Origin of the sequence: Clostridium sp. AF32-7AC, from assembly GCF_003477925.1 — a bacterium.
In the GTDB taxonomy this organism is placed as follows: domain Bacteria; phylum Bacillota; class Clostridia; order Lachnospirales; family Lachnospiraceae; genus Otoolea; species Otoolea fessa.
The window spans coordinates 222347-245582 of sequence record NZ_QUEG01000003.1 but is presented as its reverse complement, the minus strand read 5'-3'; the positions used below and the strand labels follow the sequence as shown (position 1 = coordinate 245582).

Annotated in this window: 17 protein-coding genes; 14 read left to right on the top strand and 3 right to left on the bottom strand. The window is 47.1% G+C overall.

Annotation, left to right across the window (positions count from 1 at the left end):
* The first annotated feature begins 7 nt into the window (after window positions 1–7).
* The 7 genes from DWZ45_RS06780 to DWZ45_RS06750 all read left to right on the top strand — a co-directional run bounded on the left by DWZ45_RS06780 (window position 8) and on the right by DWZ45_RS06750 (window position 7806).
* Window positions 8–1669 carry a hydantoinase B/oxoprolinase family protein gene (locus DWZ45_RS06780; protein ID WP_118468271.1) on the top strand — a complete coding sequence of 554 codons (1662 nt, stop codon included), beginning with the start codon at window positions 8–10 and terminating at the stop codon, window positions 1667–1669.
* A gap of 15 nt (window positions 1670–1684) precedes the next feature.
* Window positions 1685–2746 (top strand): TRAP transporter substrate-binding protein, encoded by a 1062-nt coding sequence (locus DWZ45_RS06775; protein WP_117796218.1) that lies wholly within the window; start codon window positions 1685–1687, stop codon window positions 2744–2746.
* Window positions 2700–3326, top strand: a complete 627-nt coding sequence (locus DWZ45_RS06770; protein WP_117796217.1) for a TRAP transporter small permease — start codon at window positions 2700–2702, stop codon at window positions 3324–3326. The genes DWZ45_RS06775 and DWZ45_RS06770 overlap by 47 nt, the downstream gene beginning before the upstream one ends.
* Window positions 3323–4675 (top strand): TRAP transporter large permease, encoded by a 1353-nt coding sequence (locus DWZ45_RS06765; protein ID WP_117796216.1) that lies wholly within the window; start codon window positions 3323–3325, stop codon window positions 4673–4675. Before DWZ45_RS06770 ends, DWZ45_RS06765 begins: the two co-directional genes overlap by 4 nt.
* A 691-nt stretch (window positions 4676–5366) precedes the next feature.
* Entirely contained in the window at window positions 5367–6200 is an 834-nt protein-coding gene (locus DWZ45_RS06760; protein ID WP_117796215.1) for a basic amino acid ABC transporter substrate-binding protein, read from the top strand.
* 174 nt (window positions 6201–6374) lie between these two features.
* Window positions 6375–7064, top strand: coding sequence for an amino acid ABC transporter permease (locus DWZ45_RS06755; RefSeq protein WP_022360148.1), 690 nt, complete (start codon window positions 6375–6377; stop codon window positions 7062–7064).
* Window positions 7054–7806: an amino acid ABC transporter ATP-binding protein gene (locus DWZ45_RS06750; RefSeq protein WP_118468269.1), complete on the top strand. Its 753-nt coding sequence runs from the start codon at window positions 7054–7056 to the stop codon at window positions 7804–7806. The genes DWZ45_RS06755 and DWZ45_RS06750 overlap by 11 nt, the downstream gene beginning before the upstream one ends.
* Before the next feature lie 477 nt (window positions 7807–8283).
* Here the strand turns inward: DWZ45_RS06750 and DWZ45_RS06745 are convergent, their stop codons facing one another.
* The 3 genes from DWZ45_RS06745 to DWZ45_RS06730 form a co-directional block, all read right to left on the bottom strand.
* Complete coding sequence (locus DWZ45_RS06745) at window positions 8284–9183, bottom strand: tyrosine-type recombinase/integrase (RefSeq protein ID WP_118468267.1); 900 nt, start codon at window positions 9181–9183, stop codon at window positions 8284–8286.
* A 21-nt stretch (window positions 9184–9204) separates the two neighbouring features.
* Window positions 9205–10152 carry a tyrosine-type recombinase/integrase gene (locus tag DWZ45_RS06740; RefSeq protein WP_243023463.1) on the bottom strand — a complete coding sequence of 316 codons (948 nt, stop codon included), beginning with the start codon at window positions 10150–10152 and terminating at the stop codon, window positions 9205–9207.
* Between the two features lie 202 nt (window positions 10153–10354).
* Window positions 10355–10855, bottom strand: a complete 501-nt coding sequence (locus tag DWZ45_RS06730) for a MarR family transcriptional regulator (RefSeq protein WP_118468263.1) — start codon at window positions 10853–10855, stop codon at window positions 10355–10357.
* 260 nt (window positions 10856–11115) lie between these two features.
* Here DWZ45_RS06730 and ftsH point away from each other — a divergent pair, with 260 nt between their 5' ends.
* The 7 genes from ftsH to uvrA all read left to right on the top strand — a co-directional run bounded on the left by ftsH (window position 11116) and on the right by uvrA (window position 22681).
* Window positions 11116–12993 (top strand): ATP-dependent zinc metalloprotease FtsH, encoded by a 1878-nt coding sequence (gene ftsH / locus DWZ45_RS06725; RefSeq protein WP_118468261.1) that lies wholly within the window; start codon window positions 11116–11118, stop codon window positions 12991–12993.
* Between the two features lie 428 nt (window positions 12994–13421).
* Complete coding sequence (locus DWZ45_RS06720; protein ID WP_107000564.1) at window positions 13422–14615, top strand: BMP family ABC transporter substrate-binding protein; 1194 nt, start codon at window positions 13422–13424, stop codon at window positions 14613–14615.
* A 191-nt stretch (window positions 14616–14806) separates the two neighbouring features.
* Complete coding sequence (locus tag DWZ45_RS06715; protein WP_107000563.1) at window positions 14807–16363, top strand: ABC transporter ATP-binding protein; 1557 nt, start codon at window positions 14807–14809, stop codon at window positions 16361–16363.
* A complete protein-coding gene (locus DWZ45_RS06710) occupies window positions 16360–17436 on the top strand; it encodes an ABC transporter permease (protein ID WP_022360157.1) in 1077 nt (358 codons plus the stop codon). Before DWZ45_RS06715 ends, DWZ45_RS06710 begins: the two co-directional genes overlap by 4 nt.
* Window positions 17433–18395, top strand: coding sequence for an ABC transporter permease (locus DWZ45_RS06705; protein WP_022360158.1), 963 nt, complete (start codon window positions 17433–17435; stop codon window positions 18393–18395). The genes DWZ45_RS06710 and DWZ45_RS06705 overlap by 4 nt, the downstream gene beginning before the upstream one ends.
* Before the next feature lie 329 nt (window positions 18396–18724).
* Window positions 18725–19528 (top strand): formate/nitrite transporter family protein, encoded by an 804-nt coding sequence (locus tag DWZ45_RS06700; RefSeq protein WP_182426226.1) that lies wholly within the window; start codon window positions 18725–18727, stop codon window positions 19526–19528.
* A gap of 300 nt (window positions 19529–19828) precedes the next feature.
* Window positions 19829–22681 (top strand): excinuclease ABC subunit UvrA, encoded by a 2853-nt coding sequence (gene uvrA / locus DWZ45_RS06695; protein ID WP_118468259.1) that lies wholly within the window; start codon window positions 19829–19831, stop codon window positions 22679–22681.
* The last annotated feature ends 555 nt before the right edge of the window (window positions 22682–23236 follow it).

The following is a 23236-nucleotide window of genomic DNA, read 5'->3' as shown; positions in this document are numbered from 1 at the left end:
TGAAAAGATGGATGCAATCACATTGGAAGTTATGCGAAATCGTTTTTTTGCAATTACAGAAGAGATGGGAGCAGCATTAATTCGGACAGCCTATTCCACAAATATTAAAGATAGAAGAGATTGTTCGTGTGCGTTATTTGATGTAAATGGAGAGACGATTGCACAGGCAGAGCATATACCTGTTCATTCAGGAGTGTTGCCTTGGGGAGTAAAGGGAGCTTTAAAGCATATTAACAAAAAAGAACTGAAACCTGGAGATGCTATCATGCACAATGATCCATTCATTGGTGGAACTCATTTGCCAGATATTATTATCTTTTCTCCGATCTTTTTTAAAGGAGAGCTAGTAGCTTTTGTAGGAAATCTGGCGCATCATGTAGATGTGGGAGGAAAGGTTCCGGGTTCGTTAACACCAGATGCAACGGAAATTTTCCATGAAGGGATTTGCTTCCCACCAGTAAAGATAAAAAAAGAAGGAAAAGTAGATCCTGAGATTTTTGCTATGTTTCGCTCTAATATCCGAACAAAATACGAAAGTAGCGGAGATTTGATGGCTCAGATTGCAGCAAATAATGTAGGAGAAAAGCGGTTTGAGGAATTATGTGATGAGATGGGCGTAGAAGTAGTTCTTGAGGCAATTGCAGAGTTAGAGAACTACTGTGACCGGCGAATGGGAGCAGAGTTAGAAAAACTTCCGAAAGGGACATTTGAATTTGAGGATTTCTTAGAGGGAGATGGAATTACGACAACAGAGCCATTAAAAATCAAGGTAACAATTACTACAGGAGGTCCACATATTAAAATTGATTTTACGGGAACATGCCCTCAGGTAAGAGGACCTTTGAATTGTGTTCGTCCGATGGCGTTGGCTTGCATTTATTATGTTGTTCGAGCAGTGACGGATCCCACGATTCCACCGAATTCTGGAACATATCGCCGCTTTGAGGTTATAACACCGGAAGGTTCCTTGGTAAATGCGGTATATCCAGCAGCTACCGGTTCTGGAAATTCTATTACGTGTCAGCGTTTGGTAGATGTACTGCTTGGTGCACTGGCTCAAGTGGTTCCAGAAAAAGTATGTGCGGCTGCTTGTGGATCTATGAATGGAATTCAGCTGGGTGGTTATAATCCAGAAACACATTCGTTCTTTGCTAATGGTGAAACTGTTGGAGGAGGATATGGTGGAATGTGCGATCAAGATGGAACCAGTGGAGTTAATACGCATATGACTAATACCAGAAATACACCAGTAGAAGTTCTTGAAAGAATCATGCCGGTTAAGGTAATACGATATGGTTTAGCTCCAAATTCTGAAGGACCTGGTAAGCACAGGGGTGGATTTGGAATTGAGCGAGTCCTGGAATTCCAGACAGATGAGGTGGACTGCTTTATTGCCTCTGATCGTGTTAATACGGCACCGTGGGGATTGAATGGTGGAAAAGCAGCATTAGGAGCTCGTTTTACAGTAAATAGAGCTGATGGAACGGAAGAACATTTGCCTTCGAAAGCAAGGGTGCGTTTTTATAAGAAAGATAGACTCTATATTCAGACAAGTGGCGGCGGAGGTTGGGGTAATCCGCTTGAGAGAGATAAAAAAGCATTAAAGTGTGATGTGAAAGATGGCTTGATCAGCCAGGAACGAGCAGAAAAAGAATATGGTGGATGTTGAAAAAGGAGGAGTACAATGAAAAAATTAATTGCAACGACAATGGCAGCAATGATGGCATTAACTATAGTTGGATGTGGAGGTAATAATACAGTTGCACTGCAGAGCGATAAAGCGGAAGAAACTACGAAAGCAGATTCAGATGCAACTCATCTTGTTTTGACAACATCAGCGTTAGATCCAGAGGTTGCCCCGGATTATAATCCCTGGGCTGATGGACTACTGAAATTTAAAGAAGAGGTGGAGAAAAATAGTAATGGCCGTTATGTAGTAGATATTTATTGGTATTCCAGTTATGCCAGCGATGCGGAATCCTTTCAGATGATTCAGGATGGGGAGACGGATTTTAACTTTGGTGCCGGAATGTCTAATGTAGATAAGAGATTTGCATGGCAAAGAATTCCATTTTTATTACCTGATTTAGACACAGTGAGGGAAAAGCTTGCTAATCCGAATGCAGAAGGATTTGCTATTAATACAAAGCTTTATGAAGAAAATGGAATTAAACTTTTGGCACAAAACAGTGGCTTACAGCGCCACATCTTTTCGACAGATAAATTGATTAAAGTGCCGAAGGATCTGGCGAATGAAACGTTTCGAACATATGAAGATGCTATTGTTAACGAATTTTATGGCGGTTTGGGAAATATCGCAATTATGCCATACGGAGAGTTATATACATCGCTGCAGAATGGTTTGATTACGGCTACGGATCAGCAGATACCTTCATATATTATTGAAAATTATTATGAAGTAGCACCATTTTATTCATATGTTGGAGCTCAGTGGACTTCGTATAGTTTGATGATGAATTTAGATAAGTTTAATCAGTATAGTGAAGAGGATCAAAAGATATTTGTAGATGCTGCCTGGGCGTGTTCAGAGGCTGAATATGAATCTTATAAAGATATGAAAGCAGACGCAGAAAAATTCTTTGATGAAAAAGGAATTACATATTATCAGCCAACAGATGAGGAATTGAATCAATGGAAAGAGTATGCGGCTTCTCTGTCGGATAAGTGGAGAGAACTGATTGGAGAAGAATTATACAATCAGGTATCTGAGCTGTTTAATTATTAATGGTATGGGGGATGCTGCAAGTGGATTGATATCTATGTTTGTAGTATCCCCTGCTTTTTTATTTACCGTTAAAGAGAGGAGGAACGTGGTGAAATTTTTAAAAAAATTAGATCATATAGTTGAATTTGTGGTTGGAAATTTAGCGGGTATTTTGTTGATTGTGATGATGATTATGGTTAATCTGACAATCTTCAGTCGTTGGGTATTTAATATTAATATGCACGGCTATGAGGAATTGCCAACAATTCTATTTATTGTATTTGTATGGCTTGGAGTAATACTGGTTGTGCGTGATGACAATATGCTAAAAGTCGATTTCTTCTTGAATCTGTGTAAGACGGAAAAGTCAAAAGAAGCACTTCATTTGTTTAGTTTGATTATTTCTACTATAATATGTGGATTATTTATGCCATTAACATTTAATTTAATGATGACACATATTGAACGTAATACGGTGTCTCCGGCTGTTGGATTTAGCATGTGGTGGGTATATGCTTCTGTATTTTTAGGAGCTTTGGGGATGATGGTTTATTATGTGGTGAATGTTTGTAAATCTATAAGGAGGTTACGCACATTATGATATTTGGAATAGCTGCAGTATTAATTTTACTCATGATTTTTTCCGGCGTTGCAGTTCCGTTAGCATTTTTGGGCGGCTCCTTTTTTGTGGCATATATGGGGCTTGGAAGTACAGGAACGTTTGCAACGAATGCGTTTTACATTTTGAACTCTATTTCTATGTTGGCGATTCCGCTTTTTATAGTAGGAGGTTCTTTGATTGAGCGAAGCGGAATTGCAAATGTGCTGATTCGGGTAGCGGATAAGATGCTACATAATGTAAAGGGAGGATTGACGGCCACAATTCCAGTAGTTTCCTGCTTTTTTGGAGCCCTTTGCGGTTCAGCATTGGCAACGGCTAATACACTGTCAACAGCTATGGTGCCAGAATTGGAAAAGAAAGGATATGATAAAGCATATTTAGCGGCATTAATTGCAGCTTCCAGTCCTTTTGGCTTTATGATTCCACCAAATGTAAATGCTATTATCTTTGCATCCGTGTCCTCGGCATCGGTTGGTGCTTTATTTATGGCTACGATTGTGCCGGGATTAATATGGGCAGGGCTCTATTTGATCATTAATCGGATTATTTATATAAAATATTATCATCCAGAATATGCGGGTAAAACAGTTGCATCCGTTTCTGCATGTACTGAAGATAATGAGCCTAAAGAAGAATCAGAAAAAAATGCGCGTGAGACTATAAGCCGGAATAGATTTTTTTTAGAGCTTGTTGTAGCAGTTTTAATGCCGGTAATTGTGTTAGGGGGTATCTATGGCGGCATTTTTACAGCGACAGAAGCAGGTGCAATTACCTGTTTATATGGAGCGATCATGGGAGTGGTAGTTTATAAAAAGCTTTCTCTGGTTCAATTGATGGGCGTTTTTTCTAAGGGAGTCAAGGATGTTTCGGCATTGGTTATAATGTTTCCAATGACTTTGATTTTCAGTCGCTTGATGACACTTAACCATATTCCTGAGTTGGTGGCAGAGTTAATGTTGGGAATTACCAATAATCGTATTGGTCTTATCCTGTTAATAGATCTTCTGCTGTTTTTTATAGGTTTTTTCTTGGATGGAAATGTTATTATTTTGACGCTGGTGCCGCTTCTTACACCGATTGCTACTGCATGTGGGATTGATACAATTCAGTTAGCAGTAATCGTTTTTGTTTCGATCGGTATTGGCTCAATTACACCGCCAATGGCTACTTGTCTGATGGCATGTTCCAGAGTTTGTGATGTTCCGATTCATAAACTTATTAAACCTATTCTTCCATTTTTGCTTTTTGGTGCATTACCTATTTTGCTGCTGGTATCGTTTGTTCCTGTCGTATCAACCTGGTTGCCGGGCTTGTTTTATAGTTTCTAGTCAACGCTATTATAACGAATGGATTGCTTTTATGAGTTTTTTTAGCTGAGGCGCTGAACTATCAAGGTGTTGTCAAGTGATTGTTGAGTTATTGGTAGAAAAAAGAAAATTTTTTTCAAAGAAATTCTCTAAGTAAATGATATTGCCTGTGGAGAGAACGTGAAATTTGAAAACAGGAAACACAGAAAAAACAAAAATTTGGATTATTGAAAAAAATATATATCCAGTCTTTGGCAGTTGAGTGAAAATAAAATCGCTGTAACCCTTGTATTTGCTGGGGTGCAGCGATTTTTGTTGCTGTTGCAGACTATAGTATTTTTTCTTCCTTGTCCATTTTTGGAATTGTTCTCATTTTACTGTTCGTTATGAAGTGATAATCCGTTCGGAAACCGGAAACATTCTTCGAGCTGTCATCTGCTTTCATTTACTTTCAAAATTTCACTAACCTGATTATGCAACTATTAAACTCCCGTGCCAAGAATTAACAACCAGATCTGTCCGTAACTGGAACCGTACAAATTGGAAAAGAATGCATAATCATACAAAACCCTGTAAAAAACAGGAATTCAGGCTTGATTATTTATAAAAATGCGGTATAATGTATTCCTAGATACAGTAATAAAAGTAAGAATATTCGTATTTACTGCATAAAAATACAAAAGCAGCGAATAGAAATGAGGAGGAATTTATTATGAAAAAGAAATTAGCAGCAATCGCTATGGCAACTGCTATGGCAGCATCGTTAGCAGCATGCTCTTCCAAACCGGCAGAGACAACCGCAGCCGCAGAGGAGAATGAGGAGACAACCGCAGAGGCAGCAGAGGGCAGCGAGGCAGCAGAAGCTGGCGACAGCGCATTTGCAGGAAAGACTCTGGTTATGTCCACCAACGCTGAGTTCGCACCGTATGAGTACCACGATGGAAATGATATCGTAGGTATCGACGTAGATATTGCAAACGCTATCTGCGAGGATATGGGAGCATCTCTGGAAATCACCGACGTAGCATTCGATTCTATCATCCCGGAGGTTCAGTCCGGCAAAGCTGATTTCGCAGCAGCAGGTATGACTGTTACCGAGGATCGTCAGACCCAGGTGGATTTCTCTGACACTTACGCAATCGGCGTTCAGTCTGTTATCGTAACAGAGGACAGCGACATCGCATCCCTGGATGATTTAAAGGGCAAGCAGATCGGCGTTCAGCAGGGTACCACCGGCGACCTGTACTCCACCGATGATTTCGGCGAGGAGAGCGTACAGAGATTTTCCAAGGGCGCCGATGCAGTACAGGCGCTGTCCACTGGCAAGATCGATGCAGTTATCATTGACAACAAACCGGCACAGGTATTTGTAGACGAGAATGAAGGCTTAAAGCTTCTGGAAACACCGTATGCAGAAGAAGAGTACGCAATCGCAGTTAAGAAGGGCAATACAGAGCTTCTGGACGCTATCAACGCATCCATCGCAAACCTGAAAGAGTCTGGAAAACTGGACGAGATCGTTGAAAAATACATTACCGCTGAGTAATATAAAAGAGAATTGAAATGAATCGTCAGATGGATGGATTCAGGTGATCCGGAAAACACCCAGAGTGCTTCCGGTATCTGACGGAACGGAAAAAGGTTGCTGCAGAATGGCGAAAACACGGTTCGGCGGCAGCCCTTTTTCAAGTCTATATCACCTTACAAGGAGGAAAACAGATTGGAGAAACTCAAGCAGGCCTTATATTTAAACCTGATCAAGGATGACAGGTGGCAGTATCTGACAGGGGGCCTGAAAAATACCCTGATCATCACGTTATTTGCGACCCTGATCGGCATTGCCCTTGGTCTGCTGATTGCGATTGTTCGTGCAACTCACGACAAAACTGGAAAAATGAAATTTTTAAATGGTGTCTGCCAGGTATATCTGACGGTCATCCGGGGAACGCCGGTTGTCATCCAGCTGATGATTTTCTACTACTGTATTTTTGTATCGCGTGTATTTGCTGGCGTCTTTGTCGGTGTGATCGCGTTTGGTCTTAACTCGGCAGCGTATGTAGCGGAGATCTTCCGTTCCGGTATCATGTCGATCGACGAGGGACAGATGGAGGCAGGTCGAAGCCTTGGTTTTAACTATGTGCAGACGATGCGCTATATCATTATGCCGCAGGCATTTAAAAACGTACTTCCGGCACTTTGCAATGAGTTTGTTGTTCTTCTGAAAGAGACTTCGGTAGCCGGTTACGTGGCGGTGCAGGATCTGACGAAGGGCGGCGATATCATCCGTTCCAGAACGTATGACGCGTGGACACCGCTTCTGATAGTGGCTGCTGTTTATCTGGCGCTGACGATGATCTTCAACCACTTTGCACAGAATCTGGAAAGGAGCCTGAGAAAGAATGAACGATAAAGTACAAAACGGAGAAGTGATAATTGACATCAAGGATCTTTCCAAGGCATTCGGTGATTTAAAGGTCCTGACTAATATTTCTACCCAGATACGCAAGGGGGATGTTGTCTGTGTGATCGGACCATCCGGTTCCGGTAAATCCACATTTCTGCGCTGCATGAACCTGCTGGAAACCCCGACCGGCGGACACATCTATTTTGAGGGAACGGATATCACGGATCCGAAGACAAGCATTGATAAACTTCGTCAGAAAATGGGAATGGTATTCCAGCAGTTCAACCTGTTCCCGCACATGACGATTCTTGATAATATGACGCTGGCACCGATGAAACTGCTCGGACGCCCAAAGGACGAGGCAGAGACGGAGGCACTGAAGCTTCTGGAACGCGTCGGATTAAAGGAAAAAGCATCCGCCTATCCGGGACAGCTCTCTGGCGGTCAGAAACAGCGTGTGGCGATCGTCCGCGCCCTGGCGATGCATCCGGATGTGATGCTCTTTGACGAGCCAACCTCCGCGCTTGACCCGGAGATGGTAGGTGAGGTATTAAATGTAATGCGCCAGCTTGCCGAGGAGCACATGACGATGGTCGTGGTTACCCATGAGATGGGCTTCGCCCGCGAGGTGGCAACCCGCGTCATGTTCATGGAGGGCGGCAACTTCATCGAAGAAAACGAACCGAAGGAGTTTTTCGAGCATCCAAAGAGCGAAAGATTGAAGGCATTTTTGAGTAAGGTGCTGTAAGGAAATTTAATATTAGGAAAAGTCCGGTAGGGAGAGAATGTCATAGCACATTTTCTTTCTGCCGGGCTTTTTTTATGCCTGTAATATCTTTATGCGTTTTCTATTATCCATCTGGTTCTTCTAACTTCCGTTTTGAAAAATGTTTATTTGGAAAGAAAAGTTGTTAAAAAAATTGCAAATATATAAAACCAAATGAAATCTCCCATCGTCTTATTAGTAGAACAGCAGAAAAGGAGGAAGATTCTGAAAAGAAGGCGGAACAGAATGTTGAGACAAAGCTGGACAGTGGGAAGCAGGAGAAAAAAGAGAATGCGGTAGAACGGTCGGGTGAAAACATTAGAACCGATAGCGCTGAGGAAGCACTTCCATATGAGCTCGTGATTGTGGAGGCAGAGAAAAAATAAATCTATAATAAAGGGGAAAGAATTGTGGAAAATGGCAGTTCTTTCCCCTTTTATGGTTTTCACACGCCTGTGCCTACCACGTCACCACCCGGTCAATCACTGTCTGCTGTTCCTGACTCGATTTCATCAGGTAAATCCGGGTTGTCTCGATGCTGTCGTGTCCTAACAGATCCGCCAGCAGGGAAATGTCATTGAACCGTTTCAAAAAATTGATGGCGTAGCGGTGCCGGAAAGAATGCGGGTACATTGTTGCCGGATTGATGCGGTAGCGCTTTGCGATATTTTTTAACTGCATCTCGATGGCGCGTGCGGAGATGCAGGTGCGGCGGCGGGTCAGGAAGAGAAAGCCGCTGTCGATGCCGCGAGAGGCAAAGTAGGGGATTGCTTCCCCGCAGAGGGAGCGGGGGAAGAACAATCGCCGTATCTTGCCGCCTTTGGAGTAGAGATCGAGATAGCCAAGCTGCAGATCCTCCATTTTGATCTGGCGCAGTTCACTGACGCGCGCGCCGGTGGAGGCGAGAAAACGCACGATGAAATACCAGAAGTAATTTTCATCCTTTTTTAGCCGCCGTTTGAGCCGGTCATAATCTTTCTGGGAGATCACTGTATCAAGGTAGGTGTGCTTCTGCTCCCGGATGGGGCGCAGGCGGTAGTGACCCGTGGGAGTGATGCGGAGTGAATCTGTGGGGGCGGATATGGGGGATTGAAAATTCGCCTTTTCATTATCCAACAATCCTCTGTTTTGCATAAAATCCAGAAACCGGTTCATCCCCAGAATCCGCGTATTCACTGTCGATGGCTTATAACATTCCAGCAGCCAGCGCCGGTACGACTGCAGGTGCTCGACTGAAAGGCTGTTATAATGCGAAAAAAACAGCCGGACGGAACAGCTGTAGACCCGGATGGTGATGGCGGCGTGCCCCTGTTTTTCAAGGTAAATGCCAAAGTCGGAAATAAGTGTTTCAAAATTCATATGTGCTTCATTTCCTCCTCTCTACCAGGTGACTACCCGGTTGACAATCTCATACTGCTCGCTGCTGGAACGACGCAGGTAAATCCGGGTTGTTTCGAGATTTTTGTGTCCAAGCAGATCGGAGAGCAGGGAAATATCGCCGCATTTTTCGATAAAACTCTTGGCAAACCGGTGGCGGAATGCATGCGGATGTACCATTTCCGGTGTCATGTGGTAGGAGAGGGCGATGGTTTTGAGCTGGCTGCGGATGCCGCCTGGAGAGATGGGGGAATCGAAGCGGTTGAGGAAGATGGGACCGTGGGATTTGTGGAGAAAGGAAAGCCATTTGAGGGTATCGGTTCGGAGTGACTGTGGGATGTAGATGCGCCGGACTTTATTTCCTTTGGAATAGATGTCCTTATAGCCGGAGAAAATATCTTCTGCCTGGAACTGAATCACCTCGCTGACCCGGACGCCGGTTGCCGCCATGAAACGGATGAGAAAATAGTAAGTGTACCGTTCATCCCGAAGCAGGCAGCGTTTCAGGTATTCATAATCCGCCTCGCTGATCATGTGATCCAGATATGTTTTCTGCTGGATTTTTACCATGGGAAGATGCCCGGGATAGAGCTTTTTAAAATCCAGGTAGGCATTCAAAGCCCGGATCCGCTGGTTGATGGTCTGCGGCTTGTAGTGCTCGAGCAGAAAGATTTTGTATAGCTTTAAATTGGGGTAGGTAATGTCACGGTAATAGGTAAAATACTGCCGTACCGCATAAGTGTAAGCGCGGAGTGTCTCATCGGCAAGGTTGCGCGTGAGCAGGTAGCGGGCAAATTCGTCCGCGGCCTTTTGGGCTCTTGCAGGTGTGGCAGCACGCGTTTGACCGGAAAGGCGTGGAATGGCAGCAGAAGTTTGCCTGGATGAGAGGGGGAGAGTGTGCTTGCTATGAGTAGCGTGTGGAAAAATATGATTTTCTATCATTTGTGGCATAATATGTAGGAACCTTCTTTCTGTATCATTGAGAAACGTCCATTGGCACAGAAAGAAAACTCTGCCGAGGTGTGGAACACACCGGAACGGATGAAAGGATGAAATGGCAGAGAAATCAATCCGGAATGCTGCTGGACGTTACAAAAGTCAATTATACAGGATTTAAAAGAAAGCGGAGAAAAAAGTGTCTCCGGTGTCTTTATCATATGGATACATTCTTCGCAGGTTCATCGGTTTCACAGTTGAATTTCTTCATTAATTCCATCAGGCGGCACAGGCACTCGTCCATCGATGCCAGTTCTTCCGGGGTGTAAGAGCGCAGCCCAAACAGGGTGGAAGACAGCATTTCCTGCTTCATCTGGTTCATCATCTCACGGCCGGAATCGCAGATGCGGATGTAGACGCGGCGGCGGTTGGCTGTATCATGGATCCGCTCGACCAGACCGCGTTCCTCAAGAACCTTGATCATATGGGAGAGCTGCTGCTTTGTGATACTCAGCTTGTCCGCCAGCTCAGACATGGTATAGTCCTGATCTGCCCAGCTGTCGAGCGCGATCAGGGCAAAAAATGGAAGCGAGTTGACTTTCATATCATGGCTTGGCTGGTAGTGGCATTTCGCCAGGGAGAGAAAGCCGAGTGCAAACTCCAGGAAGTGGATACCGGTGTTTTTTAAAAGATTTGAATTTTTTTTGCCTGGATTCATAGGAAAACCTCCAAATTTAAATATCAAAGTAATAAAATGCGGTCCATTTCACAAACATAAATTGCAAACAAGGAAACATCAATTTACTTGTACTCTAGCACATCCAGACAAAAAGGTCAACAAATATAAAAAGTAAATAAATATTTACTATTATGGATTGACAAATAACAAAGAATGCTGTATATGTTAATGTATCACGAAACGATGTGACAGAAACACAGAAACCATCTGTCACAGACTCACAATAAGGAGAACAATCTATGGTAGAGAACACGAACGGCGGCGGAAAGCAGCCGCCCAGAAAATCATTTTTATATTATTATGGATTGGTTATGCTGATTGTCATGCTGTTAAATATTTTCCTCTTTCCATCTATGATGGATCGGACGCAGCAGGTGCGGTTTGACCAGTTCAGCGATCAGTTGAAGGAAGATAATGTCGATGAAGTGTATGTGACGACGAACAATGAGATCGTTTATACGCTAAAAAATGACAATAAAAACACAGCGTGGAATGTCACCTATAAAACCGGCGAGATTCCGGGTGTCAACCTGTATGATCTGCTGGATGGTAAGGATGTGAAATACAGTGCGGAGATCAACACACAGGCGTCACCGCTGCTGAATTTCCTGCTGACCTGGATCCTGCCGCTGGTTCTCTTTGTGGGAATCGGACAGCTCATGGGACGTTCGTTGATGAAACGGATGGGTGGCGGACCTGGCAACGCAATGACGTTTGGCAAGTCGAATGCGAAGATTTATGCAGAATCCGAGACGGGTATCACATTTGCAGATGTGGCTGGCGAGGAAGAGGCGAAGGATGCATTAAAAGAGATTGTCGATTTCCTGCATAAGCCGGAAAAATACTCGGAGATCGGTGCGGTGCTGCCGAAGGGCGCCCTGTTAGTCGGACCTCCAGGAACCGGTAAAACGATGCTGGCGAAGGCCGTTGCCGGGGAAGCACACGTTCCGTTCTTCTCGATCTCCGGTTCGGAATTTGTTGAGATGTTTGTCGGCATGGGTGCGGCGAAGGTGCGTGATTTATTTAAACAGGCCAATGAAAAAGCGCCGTGTATCGTATTTATCGACGAGATCGATACGATTGGTAAGAAGCGTGACGGCGCCGGCATGGGCGGCAATGACGAGCGCGAGCAGACGCTGAACCAGCTTCTGACTGAGATGGATGGTTTTGACGGCAAGAAGGGTGTTGTCATTCTGGCGGCGACCAACCGTCCGGAATCCCTCGATCCGGCGTTGCTTCGTCCGGGACGTTTTGACCGCCGGATTCCGGTAGAGCTGCCGGATCTGAAAGGCCGTGAGGCAATTCTGAAAGTCCATGGCAAAAAGGTTAAAGTGGATGAGAGTGTGGATTACAATGAGATCGCCCGTGCCACCAACGGTGCGAGCGGCGCGGAGCTGGCAAATATTGTCAATGAGGCGGCGCTGCGGGCAGTCCGGATGGGACGAAAGACCGTGTCCCAGCAGGATCTGGAAGAGAGTGTCGAGACGGTTATTGCCGGATATCAGAAGAAGGATGCCGGTGTTTCCGGGGATGAGAAGAAGATTGTCTCCTACCATGAGATCGGTCATGCGCTGGTAGCGGCGCTGCAGACGCACTCGGCTCCGGTCCACAAGATCACGATTGTGCCGCGAACCTCCGGGGCACTCGGATATACGATGCAGGTGGAGGCGGATCAGCGCTTCCTGATGAGCAGGGAAGAGGCGTTCAACAAGATCGTGACACTGACCGGCGGCCGTGCGGCGGAGGAGCTGATCTTCCATTCTATCACGACAGGGGCTTCGAATGATATCGAACAGGCAACCAAGATCGCCCGTGCGATGGTGACGCGTTACGGCATGAGTGACCATTTCGGCATGGTAGCGCTCGAGACGGTCAACAACGCCTACTTAGGCGGCGATACTTCCCTGGCTTGTTCGGCAGAGACGGCGGCGAGGGTCGATGAGGAAGTGATTGCGCTGGTAAAGAGCGCGTATGAGAAAGCGAAAGCTATTCTTTCCGGGCATGAGGATAAGCTTCATGAGCTGGCAGACTATCTTCTGGATAAGGAGACGATCACCGGTGAGGAGTTTATGAAGATTCTGGAAGAGAAGAAAGAAGATGGCGAGGCAGAGGCTTAAAACAGAGCCGTGTATTATAAGGTGGACGGTTACGTGTTTGCCGAAGTTATAAGAGAAATCAGTTACAGTGAGCTGAGCAGGTATCAGGCATTTTGAAAGGAAATGTCTGGTGCCTGTTTTTGTGTTGTCTGCGTCGAAAAAAGATGCTGGCAGCTGATTCCTCCGGTGTTCCCTTCCTGCATATCGGGGGATTACAGGAGAGAAAAAGAAATAAGTAAAACTTATGAAAAGAGATTAATAAATATCACAGTAAAAATCAGGCAAATTCCTTGAAAATCGTCTGTAAATATGCAATAATATCTCCTGTATCGATCTAAATTTTCGGGAATGCGGTTTTATTTTCGGATTTCAGGTTCTGCGAGGGAATTCTGACAAACGATGAGAAAGGGAGAGAACCGCATTCGCAGGCATTCTTAGGAGGAAATGTTATGAGAAAAGTAGTAAGCGTGTTACTGAGCGCTGCCATGGCGCTGTCCCTGTGTGCAGGCTGTTCTTCTTCGTCTTCTGATACAGCAGATACGAAGGCAGCGGAGGAAAAGGGAGCTGACGCGGCAGACACAGAAGCAGGCGAGGCAGCAGAGGGCGTGATGCCGGCAGTTGCTAAAGAGGATCTGAAGGTCGGAGTGATTCATATTGGAAATCCGGCGGATGGTTCCGGTTACAGCTATACGCATGATCAGGGTATCGTAGCGATGCAGAAAGCCGTTGGTCTGGAGGATGATCAGATTATCCGCAAGAACAACGTAGCGGACGATGATCAGACTGCCATCGAGACAGCAATGCGCGAGTGTGTCGAGGAAGGATGCCAGATTATCTTCGCGACAAGCTGGGGCTACATGGATGCATGCGAGGCACTGGCAGAAGAATATCCGGACGTTATCTTCTCCCATGCAACCGGCTACAAATCCAACGGTGTGAACTTTAACAATTATTTTGGACGGATTTATCAGTCCCGTTACCTCACTGGTATCGCGGCTGGTTTAAAGACAGAGAGCAATAAGATCGGTTATGTCGGCGCCTGGGGCAAGGACAATGCCGAGGTTACCGGCGGATGTGACGCATTTGCAATGGGTGTATATTCTGTAAACCCGGATGCAACCGTTTACATCAAGACCACCAACAGCTGGTACGATCCGGAAGGTGAGAAACAGGCAGCCGTAGCCCTGATCAACGAGGGCTGTGATGTCATTGGACAGCACTGCGATACACCGAACCCGCAGCTGGCAGCTGAGGAAGCTGGCGTATTTGGTGTTGGTTACAACTCTGATATGAGCAAGGATGCTCCGAAGGCAGTTCTGACCTCCACCGTTTGGAACTGGGGCGCTTACTATACCAAAGCTGTACAGGATCTGATTGATGGTACATGGACAGGCGAGAACTACTTCGGCGGTCTGGAGGAAGGTCTGGTAGACATTTCCCCGTTATCTGACCTGTGCGTAGATGGTACGCAGGAGAAGATCGATGAGGCACGTGCGAAGATCGAGTCTGGCGACTGGGATGTATTTGATGGCGTGATCGAGTGCAACGACGGAACCACCGTTGGCACCGAGGGCGAGCATATGTCTGATGCAGATATCACAGGCAATATCCACTGGTACTTCAAGAACATCGTAGAGAAATAATCACGGAATTATATACCTGGAAGCGATGCTGAAACAGGTTCGGAAACGCTTCCGGGTGTTGCAGATTTCAAGAGTATATAACAGATAAAAGGAGGCAGCTTCAAATGGATCCACTTTCATTTGCGGCACCTCTTTTTTCTTTTTTAGGAAATTGATAAAAAATTGGTTAAATATTCATTTGAGGTGACGATATGACAGAACAGTATGCCATTGAGTGTAGGCAGATCACGAAAGCATTCGGAAGCGTCGTGGCGAACGATAAGATTGATCTGACCGTCCGGTACGGCGAGATTATGGCACTTTTGGGAGAAAATGGTTCCGGTAAGACAACGCTCATGAACATGCTTTCCGGTATCTACCACCCAGATGCCGGTTCGATTCTGGTTGGAGGAAAAGAAGTCTCCATAAATTCGCCGGTAGATTCGAGAAATTTAGGAATAGGTATGATTCATCAGCATTTCAAACTGGTGGATGTGTTCAGTGCGATGGATAATATCGTGCTGGGAACCAAGGGAAAACGGCTGGGAAGAAAGGCGTTGCGGGAAAAAATTGAAGCGCTTGGACAGTCATTTGGACTTGAAATTGAACCGGAGAAAAAGGTCTACGACATGTCGGTCAGCGAGAAGCAGACGGTCGAGATCCTGAAGGTATTATATAGAGGCGCCCAGATCCTGATTCTGGACGAGCCGACGGCAGTCCTGACGCCGCAGGAGACGGAGCGGCTGTTTAAAATCCTGCGCCGGATGCGGGAACAGGGCTGTGCGATTATTATTATTACCCATAAATTAAATGAGGTCCTTTCTATCAGTGACCGTGTCACGATTCTGCGAAAAGGAAAGAGCATCGAGACGGTGGAAACTGCCGGATGTGATGAGAAGAAACTTACGGAGCTTATGGTTGGACGACCAATCAGCCTGAATATCGAGCGCCCGGAGATGGAGAAGAGAGAGACTATTTTGAAGATTGTCGATCTGACCGTCGATAAGAGTGACGGCGGCGTGGCGCTGGATGATATTTCTTTTGAGATTAAAACAGGCGAGATTCTGGGCGTTGCCGGTGTTGCCGGAAGCGGCCAGAAAGAACTCTGCGAGACGCTGACCGGGTTGATGGACGCGAAAAAGGGCGCTATTTTGTACCGTAAGGAAAATATCATCGGTAAGACTCCGGCGGAGATCATCCGCCTCGGAATCAGCATGAGTTTCGTGCCGGAGGATCGTCTCGGCATGGGACTGGTTGCTTCAATGGGTATGGTTGATAATATGCTGCTCAAGTCCTATTCGGAAGGGAAAGGATTGTTTGTAGACCGGAAACCGGCGAGGGAGATGGCAGAACGCCTGATCGGAGAACTGGGAATCGTGACGCCGGGCGTTGATACGCCGGTGCGTATGATGTCGGGGGGAAATGTCCAGAAGGTACTTTTGGGACGTGAGATTGAGTCGAGCCCGCAGGTGCTGATCACGGCTTACCCGGTGCGAGGGCTTGATATTAATTCTTCCTATCTGATTTACGACCTCCTGAACCAGCAGAAGAAAAAGGGCGTGGCGGTTGTCTATATCGGTGAGGATCTGGATGTGCTTCTGGAGCTTTCAGACCGGATCATGGTACTCTGCCATGGAAAGATCACGGGTATCGTGGATGCGAAGAAGCTCACGAAAGAACAGCTGGGACTGATGATGACCGGTACCGAGGCGGGCGAGCTGGGGCTGGATAAGAGTATGGCATCCGAAAAGAAGGAGGAACAGGCATGAAAGAACCGTGGATCCGCGTTGTAAAAAAGGCGGAACTTGGAAAAAGAGAAACATTGATCCTCCGTCTGGAGGCGATCGTGCTGGCTCTGGTGGCAGGCGGATTCTTTATCCTGCTGATTGGGCAGAATCCATTTGTCATTTATCAGACGATTGTAACCGGAGCGCTGCGAAGCGAGATGGCGATACAGGCGACGGTCAAAATCATGATTCCACTTTTAATTGCGTCGCTGGGCGTGACGCTGGCATTTAAAATGAAATTCTGGAACATTGGAGCCGAGGGACAGATCATTATGGGCGGTATTTTTGCCTCGTATTTTGCCCTGTTCCATGCAAACTGGAATCACTGGCTGCTGGTGATCGTGATGTTTCTGGCAGGCGCGATCGGCGGAGGTCTGTGGGGACTCATTCCGGCGTGGTTTAAGACCCGGTATGATACGAACGAGACGCTGTTTACGCTGATGTTAAACTATATCGCGCTGAATGTCATCGTATTTTTGAGAGAGGGCGCATGGCGTGACCCAGGTTCCCAGGGATATGCGAAGATTGCCCGTTTCAATAAGAATGCGGCGCTCGATAAGGTGTTCGGCATCCAGTTCGGCTGGGTGATTGCGCTGATTCTTGTGGTAGTGATAGCGGTTTACTTAAATCGTTCCAAGCAGGGATATGAGATCAGCGTCGTGGGAGAAAGCCAGGAGACAGCCCGCTATGCCGGCATGAATGTAAAAAAAGTGGTTCTGCGGACGATGTTTCTGTCCGGCGCTGTCTGCGGCATCGGCGGCATGGTGCAGGCGACCGGTTCGGATGTCACTCTGACGACGGCAGTTGCCGGAGGTGTCGGATTTACGGCGATCATCGTGGCATGGCTGGCACAGTTGAATCCGCCGGTGATTCTGCTGGTTACCTTTTTGTTCAGCGTGCTGGAAAAAGGAAGCAGCGTAGTTCAGTCTTCATTCGGATTGTCCTCGGACTGCGCGGATGTGCTGCAGGGAATCATTCTGTTCTTTATTCTGGGATGTGAACTGTTTATACGGTATCAATTTGTATTTCGCGGAAAAGGAGGTACACGCGCATGAGCAGCGAGATCGTAATTAAATTTCTGGTGGCGGCTGTATTGGCGGGTACGCCTTTTCTGTTTGGCACGGTTGGCGAAATTTTGAGTGAGAAGGTCGGACACCTGAATCTGGGCGTCGAGGGCATGATGTCGATTGGCGCGTGCGCCGGATTCATGGTCGGCTATCAGACGGATAACTTTGTTGCGGCGCTGTTAGCTGCGGCGGTGGCTGGAATGCTGTCGGCATTGATTTACGGTGTTTTGACTGTCACATTTATGGCAAATCAGAACGTAACGGGATTGACCCTGACGATTTTCGGCGTCGGATTAGCCAATTTTATCGGCGTCTTTATGCTGGAAAAATCAGAGAACGGCACCCTGAAACTTCCGGATGCGGTGACGGCACAGATGCGTAACATCCACATCCCGGGACTCAGTGATCTGCCGGTGGTCGGAGAATTATTATTTTCCTATAACCCGTTCGTTTATCTTGGAATCATCATCGCGATTGTGGCGAGTTTCTACTTATATAAAACACAGGTTGGTTTAAATGTGCAGGCGATCGGAGAAAATCCGGGCGCAGCAGATGCGGCAGGTATCGAAGTTACAAAGTGGAGATACATTAATATACTGCTATCCGGTGCGATCTGCGGTATCGGCGGCGCATATTGCTCGATGATCATCAACGGCGGCGTGTGGCTGCGCGACAGCGTCGGCGGTCTTGGCTGGATTTCCGTTGCCCTCGTTATCTTCGCGGCGTGGAAGCCGATCAATGTTATTTACGGTTCCTTTATTTTCGGGGCGCTGCGCGTGCTGAAATACTATGTGCCGAAAAACACGTATGCGATTCCAACGGCATTTTTCGATGCCCTTCCGTTCATTATCACCGCATTGGTGCTGGTGATCGCGTCGATGCGTAAGAATAAAGGGGCACATATCCCGGCGCATCTGGGCGAGAATTATTTCCGGGAGGAACGGTAGGAAAATGAAGGGGAACTTATAGGATTTGTGGGAGGGCTGCAAAAAGTAGTCACATGAAATAATAAGGGAAGCCCTTGATAGGTGATGTCAGATGGCGGCTTGAGATGATAGGACGACATCAGAAATGATATAGCAATAATAGAAAAGACGGTTTTTTGTCAAAGATTTTAAAGGGATAGAACAGAAAGATCGGACGAAAACCGTCTTTTTCTGTTTGAAATGGAAGGAAAGGTTATAAAACGATGTGGCAGGTTCGGAAATTCAGAAGATAAAAGGAAGAATTTGAAAAATGAATTTCGGACATAGAAAGGCTGATGGGAGGAAAATCTATGGTTGCATCGAAACAGATTGCAGAAAATTATGTGGAGACGGGCAGAAAAAAGGCGGAACTTCCGGTGTCTCATATGCTGATACTCGGCTTTTTCGCCGGAATGTTCATCGCGCTGGCAGGCGCAGGGGCGTCGGTTGCCTCGGCAGCAATGACAAATGCCTCGGCATCGCGGATTGCTTCGGCACTCGTATTCCCGGCAGGATTGGCGCTGGTGGTCTGCACCGGGGCGGAACTTTTCACTGGGAACTGCCTGATGACGATCTCGGCGCTGCAGAAACGGATTTCCGTGGGCGGGCTGTTTAAAAATCTTCTGTTTGTCTATCTGGGAAATCTGATTGGCGCGATCTTTGTGGCGGTTTTATTTGTCTACGGGCATATTCCAAGCCTGTACGGCGGCGATCTGGCGCAGGTTCTTCTGAATACAGCCGTTTCCAAGGTGACCCTGACTCTGCCGGAGGTGCTGTGCCGTGCGATCCTCTGTAATGTGCTGGTTTGTATTGCAGTCTGGGCGGCGATGAGCTCCGAGCAGGTATCTGGCAAAATTCTGGCGCTTTATCCGCCGGTGGCGATTTTCATTCTCTGCGGCTTCGAGCATTGCATCGCCAATATGTTTTACATCCCGGCGGGGCTGATGATCATGGGCGAGTACGGTCTGGCAGCGGAAGGGCTGACGATCGGAACCTTTATTCTCAATAATCTGATTCCGGCTACGATCGGAAATATGATCGGCGGGATGCTGGTGATTGGAGGCGGGTACTGGCTGGTGTATCTTCGGGGAACGAAAAATCGTGAAATAAAATGAATGCGTGAAAAAATGAAATAGGACGAAAGGGTATTTTTGTCTGGTCTCCATGCTAGGTTTGGAGCCGGGCGGAGGTGCCCTTTTTGTATTAGAATTGATGAAAAGTTTGACTTCTACTCCCAAGGAATATCTATGTTTAGCTGATTCAATTTTATCAAACAGAACAAATGTTTGCAAAGGCTTTTGGAATGTGTTATACTAAGCATAATTACAGGGAAGACTGTGACTATAATGACTATAAAATAAGTCAGCAGCGACATGATAAAACAGAGCAGAGTCAATGATAATTGAGGTACAGATATGGCGAAGCAATATATAAAGATACGAGGTGCCAATGAGCACAATCTGAAAAACATTTCCATTGATATTCCGAGAAACGAGCTGGTCGTCCTGACCGGACTTTCTGGTTCGGGTAAATCATCTCTGGCATTTGACACGATCTATGCCGAAGGGCAGCGGCGGTATATGGAGTCCCTGTCGTCCTATGCGCGTCAGTTCTTAGGTCAGATGGAAAAGCCGGATGTCGAGAGCATCGAGGGCTTGTCCCCGGCGATCTCTATCGACCAGAAATCGACGAACCGGAATCCGCGTTCGACGGTCGGCACAGTGACGGAGATCTATGATTATATGCGTCTTTTGTACGCACGGATCGGTATTCCGCATTGCCCGAAGTGCGGTCGTGAGATCCGCCGCCAGACGGTTGATCAGATGGTTGACCAGATCATGGAGCTGCCGGAGCGCACGAAGATCCAGCTTCTTGCCCCGGTCGTGCGCGGGCGGAAAGGACGCCACGAGAAAGTGCTGGAGCAGGCAAAGAAGAGCGGCTATGTCCGTGTGCGGGTGGACGGCAGCTTATACGAGCTTTCCGAGGAGATCACGCTGGATAAAAACATCAAGCACAATATTGAGATTGTGGTCGATCGTCTGGTGGTCAAGCCGGGGATTGAGAAGCGCCTCTCGGATTCGATTGAGACGGTCATGGGACTTTCCAATGGCCTGATGCTGGCCGATACGGCGGTTCGGGATGAAAACGGCGAAGAAAAGCACGATACCCTGACGTTCAGTCAGAATTTCTCCTGTCCGGACTGCGGCATCAGCGTGGATGAGGTCGAGCCGCGCAGCTTCTCCTTCAACAATCCGTTCGGCGCGTGTCCGGATTGTTTCGGTCTTGGTTATAAGATGGAGTTTGACGAGGATCTGATGATTCCGGACAAGAGTTTGAGCATCAACCAGGGTGCGATCACGGCGATGGGATGGCAGTCCTGCACGGACAAAACGAGCTTTTCCGGCGCGATCTTAAATGCATTGGCAAAAGAATACGATTTCAGTCTGGATACTCCGTTTGAGGATTATCCGAAGGAGATCCATGATATTTTAATTTACGGAACCGGCGGCAAGGTTGTGAAGGTGTATTACCGTGGACAGCGTGGCGAGGGAATTTATGATATTGCCTTTGAGGGGCTGATTCAGAGCATGAACCGCAAATACCGTGAGACGTTCTCTGATTCAATGAAGGCGGAATATGAGACATTTATGCGGATCACACCGTGTCCAACCTGCAAGGGGCAGCGGTTAAAAAAAGAATCTCTGGCGGTCACGGTCGGCGGGAAAAATATTTTCGAGGCGACCGATATGTCGATCGTCAAATTCCGCGAATTTATCGATGCGTTGGAGTTGACGCCGATGCAGCAGGCGATTGGTGCACCGATTTTGAAAGAAATTCGGGCGAGAATCAGCTTTCTTATCAATGTCGGTCTGGAATATCTTTCCCTGTCGCGTGCGACTGGCACGCTGTCCGGAGGCGAGGCGCAGCGAATCCGCCTGGCAACCCAGATCGGATCCGGTCTGGTCGGTGTGGCATATATTCTGGACGAGCCGAGTATCGGACTTCACCAGCGGGACAACGACAAGCTTCTAGATACCCTGAAACACCTGCGGGATCTGGGAAATTCAGTTCTGGTGGTTGAGCACGATGAAGACACGATGCGCGCGGCAGACTGTATCGTGGACATCGGTCCGGGCGCGGGCGAACACGGCGGCGAGGTCGTGGCGATCGGCACAGCGGAAGAGATCATGAAAAATGAAAAATCGATTACCGGTGCATATTTGAGCGGGCGCATTCAGATTCCGGTGCCGTCCGAGCGGCGGAAACCGACGGGATGGCTTACTGTCAGAGGAGCGGCAGAAAATAATCTGAAAAATATCGATGTTAAATTTCCGCTGGGCGTGATGACCTGCGTGACGGGCGTTTCTGGTTCGGGAAAGAGCTCACTTGTCAATGAGATTCTTTATAAAGCGCTGGCAAAGAAGCTGAACCGCGCACACACGATTCCGGGAAAACATAAGTCCATTGAGGGCGTCGAGCAGCTTGACAAGATCATCGCGATCGATCAGTCTCCGATCGGACGGACACCGCGTTCCAATCCGGCGACCTATACGGGGGCATTCGATTTGATACGCGATCTGTTTGCCGCTTCCACCGATGCGAAAGCTAAAGGTTACAATAAAGGCCGTTTCAGCTTCAATAAAAAAGGTGGACGCTGTGAGGCGTGCTCCGGCGATGGAATCATCAAGATCGAGATGCATTTCCTGCCGGATATCTATGTGCCGTGTGAGGTTTGCGGCGGCAAGCGCTATAACCGGGAAACGCTGGAGGTCAAATATAAGGGGAAAAGCATCTATGATGTCCTCAATATGACGGTCGAGGAGGCGATGAAATTCTTCGAAAATGTGCCGTCCATACACCGGAAGATTGCGACACTCTACGATGTAGGACTTTCCTATATCCGTCTGGGACAGCCATCCACCGAGCTGTCCGGTGGAGAGGCACAGCGAATCAAGCTGGCGACGGAGTTGAGCAAGCGTGGAACCGGCAAGACGATCTATATTCTGGACGAACCGACTACGGGACTTCATTTTGCCGATGTACACCGTCTGATTGAGATATTAAGACGTTTGTCGGATGGTGGAAATACCGTGGTTGTCATTGAGCATAACCTGGATGTCATCAAAACTGCTGACTACCTGATCGACATCGGACCGGAAGGCGGCGAGGGCGGCGGAACCGTGATTGCGAAAGGAACACCGGAAGAGGTGGCAGCGACGCCGGGATCGTATACGGGGAAGTATGTGAAGAAATATTTAAATGTTTAGGACAATAAGCGGGAATCCTCGGCAATTCAATTACCGATATGAAAGCGCAGGGGGTGCATATCTGCACAATGCAAATAGTATAATAATTCTCATCCTTTGCTCTCAGTTGAGAAGCCCCACCTCTTTAGGTGGCGAGTAATAACAAATTTGTCTCAGTGGGAGTTAGGTCTCCGATTGAGATAAACGCTCCGCGAGGATGCGCAGTGATTCTGCATAGAATATGCATTTTTACTTGCGGATAGGAATTTTCTGCACTGAAAATTCCGTACGATATCATACTGGTAGCGGATTTTGCCGATGCTTCGCTGACCAGAATCACGCGCCAAGTCTCACGGATGTTCGACTTGAATTGAATCGAAAAGCATTTTTCTGAAAAAAGTGCCTGAAAATACCGTAAAAATGGCTTGTCTTTAATTGCCGGGTATTTTATAATAAAAGTTACAGGAATTGACAGGAAGAGAACGTGGTATAGCTGCTGAACAGATTGCGACCGGTTATTTTTCGATTGGCGGCGATGGGGCTGGAACGGAGTGATTACCTGCGGCAGCAGTATGA